6 protein-coding genes are annotated in these 9,464 nt (G+C 70.7%); 4 read left to right on the top strand and 2 right to left on the bottom strand.

Going from position 1 to position 9,464, the window contains the following annotated elements:
* Positions 1-67: 67 nt before the first annotated feature.
* Positions 68-1,975, bottom strand: a complete 1,908-nt coding sequence (locus tag SSP29_RS35755) for an FHA domain-containing protein (protein WP_245883409.1) — start codon at positions 1,973-1,975, stop codon at positions 68-70.
* Positions 1,976-2,432: 457 nt separating this feature from the next.
* Positions 2,433-3,455, bottom strand: coding sequence for a LacI family DNA-binding transcriptional regulator (locus SSP29_RS35750; RefSeq protein WP_150135549.1), 1,023 nt, complete (start codon positions 3,453-3,455; stop codon positions 2,433-2,435).
* A 167-nt stretch (positions 3,456-3,622) separates the two neighbouring features.
* On the opposite strand from SSP29_RS35750, the gene SSP29_RS35745 reads away from it, so the two are divergent.
* The 4 genes from SSP29_RS35745 (at position 3,623) to SSP29_RS35730 (ending at position 9,422) form a co-directional block, all read left to right on the top strand.
* On the top strand, positions 3,623-4,894 hold the full coding sequence (locus tag SSP29_RS35745) for an ABC transporter substrate-binding protein (RefSeq protein WP_089105033.1): 1,272 nt from the start codon (positions 3,623-3,625) through the stop codon (positions 4,892-4,894).
* 66 nt (positions 4,895-4,960) lie between these two features.
* On the top strand, positions 4,961-5,866 hold the full coding sequence (locus SSP29_RS35740; RefSeq protein WP_089105032.1) for a carbohydrate ABC transporter permease: 906 nt from the start codon (positions 4,961-4,963) through the stop codon (positions 5,864-5,866).
* 44 nt (positions 5,867-5,910) lie between these two features.
* Positions 5,911-6,771, top strand: coding sequence for a carbohydrate ABC transporter permease (locus SSP29_RS35735; RefSeq protein ID WP_150135547.1), 861 nt, complete (start codon positions 5,911-5,913; stop codon positions 6,769-6,771).
* A complete protein-coding gene (locus tag SSP29_RS35730) occupies positions 6,768-9,422 on the top strand; it encodes a glucosidase family protein (RefSeq protein ID WP_089105031.1) in 2,655 nt (884 codons plus the stop codon). Before SSP29_RS35735 ends, SSP29_RS35730 begins: the two co-directional genes overlap by 4 nt.
* The last annotated feature ends 42 nt before the right edge of the window (positions 9,423-9,464 follow it).

Here is a 9,464-nt window from a genome sequence, read left to right as displayed (position 1 = left end):
ACCGAGAGCACGCACCTGACGCCGCGAGGCCACCCTCCGGGCGACGACGGGAATTGTCACACAGGCCCTAGGCCTGGGCGGCCGGTTCCAGTGCCTCCACCGCCGCGGCGGCCGCGGACGAGTCCTGGCCGTAGAAGATGTCGATGTCGACCTCCTCGCCGCCCATCGTCAGCGTGTCCCAGGCGCCGCTGAGGACGAGCATGCGCAGGGTGGCGGGCTGCAGGGTGCGCAGGCGCTCCAGGATCGCCTCGTCGTCCGGCATTCCGGGCATACGGGGAGCCAGCCGGGCGCGGATGGCCTGCATGCGCTCCAGCAACGTCTTGGTGTCCGCCTCGCGGTCGGGCTCTTCGGGGATCCCGTCGATGCCGTGGCCGATGATGTCCTTGATCGCCCAGGTGACACCCTGGTCGTCGGTGGTGACCATCGCCTTCCACGCCCGGCTCTTGTGCCGGTACTGCAGCATCGACATCGCCGCCTCGTGCCGGAGGAAGTCCGCGTCGCGGAACGACCTTCCGTTCCACGCCCCGTTGAGGGAGCGGGCCAGCGAGATGGCCGAGGCGAGGCCGCTGTTGAGGCCGCGGCCCGGCCAGAAGTGGATCGCGTTGGCGGCGTCGCCGAGCAGGAAGCCGTACGTGCCCGGCGAGTTGGTCGTGGGCGGCAGCAACTCGGCGGAGAAGCGGGGGCGTTGCACCATGTCCAGGCGGAAGCTGGTGACCGCCGACAGGTCGTCGGCCTCGACGCCGAACAGCAGCAGCCCCTCCTGCACCCGCCGCCACAGGGCCGAGCCCTTGACCAGGGCGGGCAGGAACAGCGTGCCGTGCGTCGAGCACTGGAAGTCGCCGTACTCGTCACGGTCCATCAGGCACGGCCGGGAGGCGATGCACTCCTCGAAGACGCGGCGGACCGGGTCCAGGCCGATCACCTCGGCGGCCTCGGCGTCGGTCAGCCGCATGTTGAGGAAGCCCTCACCGCGCAGCGAGTTGAGCAGGAACCGGTTCTGGGCGACCGTCATCAGGACCGCCATGGGGTCGGTCAGGCCGGACTTGACGCGCAGGCCGAGGACGACGTCCTGGAGGTGGCGGCCGTCGAGGGAGTAGATCGACTCGTCGGCCTTGCCGAACCGGGCGGCGAAGTGGTCCCGGGTGCGCGACCGGCCGCCGTCGCAGATCGCGAGCACCTGCTGGCCGGCGAGCGCCTCCTGCTGTTTCGCCGCGTCGAACTTGGCGGGTATCAGACGTATCCGGTCCCGCTTCTCGTTGGCCAGCTCCAGCAGCCGGTCCTCGATGTAGGCGATGCGCATGTTGCGCGGGCTGTGGTCGCCGACCGAGTCCGGGCCGGAGGGCCACATCTCCGTGAAGTGCTCCGGGTCGAAGAGGCGCGCCTGGACCTCCTCCGGCCACGCGAGGTACTGGCGGCTCTGGACGGTCACCACCTGCTGGCGCCGTACGTTGCCCTCGTCCTGGCCCTTCCAGACGACGGTACGGCCCTGCTTGCGCCACCTGCCGTCGTAGACGGTGATCTTCACCTGGGGCCCGAGGAAGTGCTCCAGGAGCAGGGCCAGGGACAGACCGACGGGGCCGCCGCCGGCGACGGTGACCTGCAGAACGGGCCCCCGGTCGCTCTCCTGCCCGGCGTGTGTGACGGACCGGGGCAGGGAGAGCGCCATCAGCGTCTCCATCGCGTCCGCCACCTCGAAGCGGAACTCCTGGTCGCCCAGGGTGATCTCGTCGCCCGGCTGCAGCAGCCGGGACTCCACCTCGTCCCCGTTGACCAGGGTGCCGTTGCTGCTGGCCAGGTCATTCAGGACGTAGCCCGCGTCCTGGTCGAAGACGATCTCCGCATGGAAGCGGGAGACACTGAGGCTGGAGATGACGACAGTGTTCTCCGAGTTACGTCCGAAGGTGACGCGGGTGTCCAGGATCGGGATGCGCTCTCCCGCCAGCAGACCTTCGAGCCCGACGAGCACCGGTGCCACGGCACTTCCTTCCAGGAGTGGATGACATCAACATCGTTGCGGCACCACCGGACACTGCCACGCACGTCCACGCCGGGCGGCAGTCAACCGGCGGAACAGCAACACGTTTGACATATGGCCGAACCGTGAGATCGATCAGGTGTGACGGTGTCACGGTTCCCCTGACGGCGTCCGGCTTTCCTCACCAAATCGCCCCCATCCGGGAGCCTATACTTGCTCAGCCAAGTATTTCCAGTGGGCGCCACGCTGCGATCTCGTTTCGGCGCGGCGGGAGTTCAGCACTTTCGGCCAGTGGCCCACGCCGGAGTGCGCGGGGCGCCTCGCACGGGCGGCGTCCGCGCCGTCACGGCGGTCTCGAGGGGCTGTCGCCATATCGTTCTCCAGCCCGTTTCGAATAACGTTATCGCAGAGACTGTGCCCCGCAAAGAGCCCCCGGCGAGGCACCGGCGCCCCGGTCTCAGGCCGGGATCTCCCCGGAGCCGCGGACCTTCAGGGTGACCGGGACGATCACCGTCTGCACCGGGCGGCCGGGGTCGGCGATGCGGGCGCGGAGCAGTTCCACGGCCGTCTGGCCGATCTCGGCGGTCTGCTGGGCGACGACGGTGAGCGCGGGCTGCAGGAGGTCGGCCAGGGGCACCTCGTCGAAGCCGACCAGGGCCAGGCGGGCGGCGGCCTGCGGGCCGAGCTGCCGCAGGACCGTGAGCGTGGTGTCCATGTTGCCGGTGACCAGGGCGGTCGCCGGCTCCGGGCCGCGCAGTGCGGTGTCCAGGGCGGCGGCCACCCGCTCGGCGGTGATCTCGCCCGGGTGCACCAGGCCTTCCACGCCCTCGCCGTGGGCCCGCAGGGCCGCGCGGAAGGCGACGGCGCGCTCCCGGCCGGAGAAGACGCGTTCGCTGTCGCCGATGTAGGCGATCCGGCGGTGCCCGTGCTGATGCAGGTGGTGGAAGGCGATGCCGATGCCGGAGGCGTTGTCCGACATCACGCAGTCCACGGAGATCCCGCTCATCGGGCGGTCCATGGCCACCACGGGCATGCCCGCGTCCAGTTCGGGCTGGAGGTAGGCGTGGTTCTCGCCGAACGGCTCGACGATGATGCCGTCGAGGCGCTGCCGGCACATGGAGACCAGGATGTCGCGTTCCCTGGCCTCGTCGAAGTCCGTGGAGGCGGCGAGGAGGGTGAGCCCCGAGTCGCGGGCGGTGCGTTCGATGGCCGCCAGTTCGGGGTTGACCTCGGCGATCCTGCGGACCGCGGCGCCGATGGTGCCGGTGACGCCGGTGCGCAGCTGCCGGGCGCGCTCGTCCGGGCGGTAGTTCAGCGCGGCGATCGCGGCCTCGACCTTGGCGACGTACTCCGGCCCCACCGTGGGGTCGTTGTTGACCACCCGGGAGACGGTGCGCAGGGCAACCCCGGCCTCGCGGGCGACGTCGACCATCGTCGGGCGCCTGGGCCGTCCCCCGCTCTCACGCCGTGCTCGCGTCATCCGGCAGCTCCTCCTCGAAACATCGGACCGATATCAGACCGGCCCTTGACACATTCCCGCAACGCGCTTCTATTCTCGCGATAACGTTATCTCGAAGGATGCCGCGGCGTCGATCCTCTCCGGTCCGCCCCCGTCCATCGGGCCGCATCGTCCCCCAGGAGACTTCCATGAGGCGCAAACGTCCGACCGTTGTCTGCCTCGCCGCAGCGCTCGCCCTCACCGGATGCTCTGCCGCGTCGACCGGGAGCGGGAAGGGCGGCAGCTCCCTGACCTATCTCACCTTCGAGACGCCCAGTCTCACCGCGAAGTTCTGGGACACCTCGATCGCCAACGCGGAGAAGAAGGTCCCGGACGTCACGGTGAAGAAGATCGTCGCGCCGAGCACGGACCGGGACGCGTACGCCAAGCAGTTGCAGGCGTCGGGGCAGTTCCCGGATCTGCTCCAGTCGATCACCCCGTCGACGTTCGCCACGGCCGGGCTGCTCAGGCCGTACGACCAGAAGTGGGTGAACGCCAACTTCCTGCTGCCCCTGGGCAACGCCTACCAGGGCAAGGTGTACATCCCGCCGACCAACTCGCAGATCATCCCCGAGGTCTTCTACGACAAGAAGCTGTTCGCCAAGGCCCACATCGCCGCGCCGCCGAAGACGTGGTCGCAGTTCATGGCCGTGTGCGCCAAGCTCAAGGCCGCCGGTGTCACCCCGGTCGAGCTGGGCGGCGGCGATCCGTTCGCGGCGTCGATGCCGCTGGTCGGCATCCTCTCCGCCGATGTGCTGGGGAAGGACCCGAACTGGCTGAAGGAACGCTACGCCGGCAAGGTCCACTTCACCGACGCCAACGTCAAGGCGGCAGCCACCAAGTACCGGACGATGGTGAAGAAGGGCTACTTCGAGGACGGCGCCCTCGGGGTCAAGTACGCCGACTCCATCACGAACTTCACGTCCGGCAAGGCCGCGATGTACATGATGGGCAGCTGGTTCCTCGGTTCGGTGCCCAAGGACCACGCCGACGACTACGGCGCCTTCCTCACCCCCACCGAGGACGGCTCGCTCGTGGTGCCGTTCTCGGTGGGCGGCTCCATGGCGATCAGCGCCAAGACCTCCGACCCCGCCAAGGCGACCGCGTTCGCCGAGGCCTGGTCGCTGGACCCGGCCAACTACAAGGCCCTGATCGAGGGTGACGGCGCGTTCCCGATGCTCAAGGGCAAGACCCTGGACGACTACGGCGTGCACGTCACCAAGGTCTTCAAGGACTCGTACTCCTACGTCACCCAGCCGAACACGAAGGTCTCCGCGTTCGGCTGGGCCACCAACGACGACTCCATGCCCTCCGGGCTCAACAACGCCTTCTACTCGGCCAGTCAGGCGCTGTTCTCCTCTGACGACGTCGACGGGCAGCTCGCCAAGCTGGACGCCGCCTGGGACTCGGCGACCAAGTAGGCCACGTCACCGGCCCCGGCCGCACCACCGGCTGCGGCGCCGCAGATCTCCTCCGAGGGAAGAGCCATGACCACCCGAGCCGTGTCCATTCGAGTCCGCCCACGCCGTGGCGACCCCGCCCTGAGCGCGGTCGCGCTGGCCGCGCTGGGCCTGTACGTCCTGTTCATCGTCGTTCCGGTGCTGATGAGCGCCTGGAAGAGCCTCACGAACGAGAACCCGCTGCTGGCCCGTGCCGACTTCGTCGGCCTCTCCAACTACCGGGAGATGGCGCACGACAGTGCCCTGACCGCAAGTCTCGGCTTCACCCTCCTGCTGGCCGGCGCGGTGACCGTCGTGGCCAACGCCGCCGGCATCGGGTTCGCGATGCTGCTCAACAGGACGTCGCTGAGCTTCCGGATGATGCGCACCGTCGCGTTCCTGCCCCAGGTGCTGTCCGGGGTCATCGTCGGCTACGTCTGGCGCTATATCCTGGCCCGGGACGGCATCCTCAACCACGTCCTGGTCTCGCTCGGCGTCATCGACAGGCCGGTCACCTGGCTGGGCAGCCCGCACCTGGCCGTGCTGTCCGTCGGGATCGTGGCCGCCTGGGTGCTGACGGGATTCACCACCGTCGTCCATCTGGCCGCGCTCCAGTCGATCCCCGTCGAGCTGTACCAGGCCGCGATGGTCGACGGAGCCGGCCGCTGGCAGCGGTTCCGGCGGATCACGTTCCCGATGCTCGCCCCGGGCACCACCATCAGCGTCACCATCTCGCTGATCACGATGCTGAAGCTGTACGACATCATCGCGGTGCTCACCTCGGGCGGCCCGGCCGACTCCACCCAGTCGACCGCTCTCTACATCATCCAGCTCGCTTTCACGGACGACCGGTACGGCTACGCGTCGGCCGTCTCGATGCTGCTGCTCGTCGTCTCGGTCGTCATCGCGCTGTCGGTGACCGCCCTGCTGCGCCGCCGGGAGGTGGACCTGTGAGCACGTCGACGTCTCAACGGCCTGCGGTCCTCAGGAGGGCACCGATGCCACCGGTCGCGGCCGCGCCGCGCGTGAGCCGCCGCGCCTGGGTCACGCGCGGGCACCTCACGGCAGCCGCCCTGCTCACGCTGGCCTTCGTCAGCCCCGTCTATCTCACCCTCGTCAACGCCTTCAAGACACAGGACCAGATCATCCGCGACCCGGCGGCCCCGCCCGCCCCGCCCACCACGCACAACTTGACGGACGCCCTGGCCCGGCCGGACAGGATCGTGCAGATCGGACTGACCAACTCCGTGGTCACCGTCGTCGTCTCGGTGCTGCTGGTCATCCCGCTGGGCTCGGCGCTCGGTTTCTGGCTGACCCGGCGCTCGGCCCGGCTGCGCCGCATCGTCCTGGCCGGCTTCGCCGCCGGTCTGATGATCCCGCCCGCGGTGGTCCTGCTGCCGACCATCCGCATCCTCGCCTTCCTGCACCTGGACCACACCTATCCGGGACTGATCCTGGCCAATGCCGGCGGCGGCTACCTGTCGTTCGCGGTGTTCGTCTACTCCGGCTTCCTGCGGTCGGTCCCCGGCGAGATCGTGGAGGCCGCGACCGTGGACGGCGCCGGCCCGCTGCGGGTCTGGTGGACGATCGTGATGCCGCTGCTGCGCCCGGCCACCGCGACCGTCGCGATCTTCCTGTCGCTGTGGATCTGGAACGACTTCATGAACCCGCAGTTCATCCTCGGCCCGCTGCACGGCCAGACGATCACCACCGGGATCTATCTGTCGGTCGGCCAGTTCTCCACCGACTACGCCCAGTTGTTCGGGGTGATGCTGCTGGCGGCGGTCGTTCCCGTGGCCGGCTACCTCGCCCTGCAGAAGCAGTTCATCGCCGGACTCACCTCGGGAGCGACCAAGTGACCGCGCAGACCGCCGCCGGACCCGCGACCCTCGGCCGGGCCGGTGTCCCGGACCTGGACGACGTCGCCGGGCACTGGGTCGGCCTGGGCGAGATCGCGCACCTGCCCTCCCTGCGCAACCAGCAGGGGCAGGCGCACGTCAACCACGACCTGACCTCGCTGTCCTGGCTGGCCGCGCCGCCGTTCACCTTCGGCTACCACACCGGTGAGCTGCAGGTGGACGGCGTGGTCCCGGCCGCGCAGCGCTTCCTTTGGAAGCCGTGGGGCGTGCTGCGCGAACACCGCCGCCCGGACGGGCTGCTGCTGACCACCGACACCCGCATGGCGCTCTCCCGGGACCTGCTCCTGTGGCGGATCGAGGTCACCAACGAGAGCGACGAGCCCAGGACGGTCGAACTGGCCCAGGACCTGTTCGCGATGGCCGCCCACTCGGAGGTCGGATACGGCTGGCTGTACGACGGTCCGTGGAACCACGGCATGCACCACGACTTCATGGCGCTGGAGCGCATCCGGGCCACCACGGGCGGCGGCGGGCGGCACTACCTGCTCTCCCCGGCGCCACGGCGGCTCAGGCTGGGCAGGCCCCGGGTGCCGGGGATCCAACGGGACGAGGACCACGGTCCGATGCTCCTGGACGACGCGCTCCCGGCACACGTCAGCCACGACAAGGAGCCGGAGCCGCGGACCGGCGTGGCCGGGGCCGTGCGCGGGCTCGGGGTGACGGGCGCCGACGGCGGTGCGATCCTGCGGGCCGACGGGACGATCGCGTTGACCCCCGACGGCGAGACGAACCTGGAATCCTTCGTGCTCTCCCCCGGCCTGACGATCGAGTTCGAGCTGCGGCTCGACGCGGCGGGGCAGTCCGGGACCGTCCTCACCCACGGCAACCACCCCGACTCGCTCCAGATCGGTGTCGAGGACGGCCGGCTGTGGCTCGGCATCACCGGGGAGCGGGAGCCCACCGACACCGAACTCGCCGTCGGGAGCTGGCACCACGTCCGTATACAGGTGGCGGCGGACGAGGTCGTGCTGCGCCTCGCCGGTGCCGAGACGGCCCGTACCCGGCACTGGACCGAGTCGCGCCGCTGGATGTCCCGCGTCGAGGACGGCACGGTCGCCTTCGCGGACTCCCGGTCGCCGGCCCGCGCCGCCTTCGCCTTCGCCGGGCCGGCCGGCGAGCTGCGGGCCGAGGGCGCCGGCCGCCGGGCGACCTGGACCTGCCGGATCGAGCCCGGCCGAAGCGTGGTCATCGGGATCGCCTGCGCGTACGGAACCGACGCCGGCACGGTCGCGGCACAGGCCCGGGCCGCGGCGGAGGACTTCGAGGCGACGACGCGGGCCGGCCGGGACGGGTGGCGCCGGCTGTGGGCCGCCATGTTCACCCCGGGCAATCCCGACTTCTCCGGGCACCTGCCCACCTTCACCACCGAGGACGCCGGCCTCGCGCGCACCTACTACATGGGGGCCCTGCAGGCGCTGTACCTGCGCACCACCCGGATCCGGCCCGGCGAGCCGGTGTTCCTCACCGGCGGCCCCCGGCTCGGGCCGACCACCACCTACTTCTGGGACCACTGCGAGTGGAGCCGCCTGTACGCCCTGCTGGAACCGGCCGGGCTGCGCTCCTGGCTGCTGCGGGTGCTGGCCGGGCCGTACGGTGACTCCTTCGGGGTCGAGAACCTCGGCGGCGGGCCCCTGGGCAACGCCTACAGCGCCAACGACCACGCCCTGTTCCGGCTCGTCGAGCACTACGTCTGCGTCACCGGCGACCTCGCCTTCCTGGACGAGACGCCCGGCGGCACGACCGTCCTCGGGCACCTGGAGCGGCTCGGGTTCGGGTGGCGGGACAGGCGTGCCGCGGCCACCGGGGGCGTGCTCGCCGACTTCGGGGACGATCCGTGGCAGCTGCTGGAGTGTGTGCCCACCTACACCGGTGTCGTCGCCTCCTTCAACGCCGCGTACGTCGCCTCGACGCGTTCGCTGGCCGGTCTGTACCGGCTGCTCGGCCGGCACGAGGACGCCGAGCGGGCCGAGGCCGAGGCCGGTCGGCTGGCCGAGGCGCTGCTGGACCTGTACGCCGGGTCGGGACGCTGGCGGATCCTCCGCCCGGACGGGACCGACACGATCGGGCACTGTCTGGACTTCGGTCTGGTCGCCTCCGCCCTGCACCGCGAACTCCCGGACCGGACCCGGCGGGAGATGGCCGACTTCGTCACCGGACGTCTGCTGGTGGGCGGTTGGATGCGGGCGCTGAGTCCCGACGATCCGATCGCCGCCGCCTCCGACCGTCCCGACCACGGCGCGGCCGGTGCCTTCGCCGCCTGGCCCGGCGTCACCGCCCATGGCCTGGCGCTGCTCGGCCATCGCGACCGGGCGGTCGCTCTGCTGCGCGACCTCCCGTCCGCCGCCTCGGGCGGGCTGTGGGGACAGGCCATGGAGATCGTCACCGGGCCGGACGGCCGGCACCGGGCCCGCGTGGCCGAACGCGGCACCGCGACCCGTGACAACATCGCGGGCGCGGCCGGAGCCGAGGCGGTGCTCTCGGCCCTGTTCGACATCAACCCGGCGTTCGGGACCGGCCGCATCGCAGGACTGCCCGCCGCCCTGTCCGTCGAGGGCATCGGGACGCTCACCCATCTCGGCCCGGTCGCCTGAACAGCCCGAGCCGCACCGCCAAGGCCCCACAGAAAGGCCGAC

Source organism: Streptomyces hyaluromycini, assembly GCF_002217755.1.
In the GTDB taxonomy this organism is placed as follows: Bacteria; Actinomycetota; Actinomycetes; order Streptomycetales; family Streptomycetaceae; genus Streptomyces; species Streptomyces hyaluromycini.
This window is presented reverse-complemented; position numbering and strand designations above follow the sequence as displayed.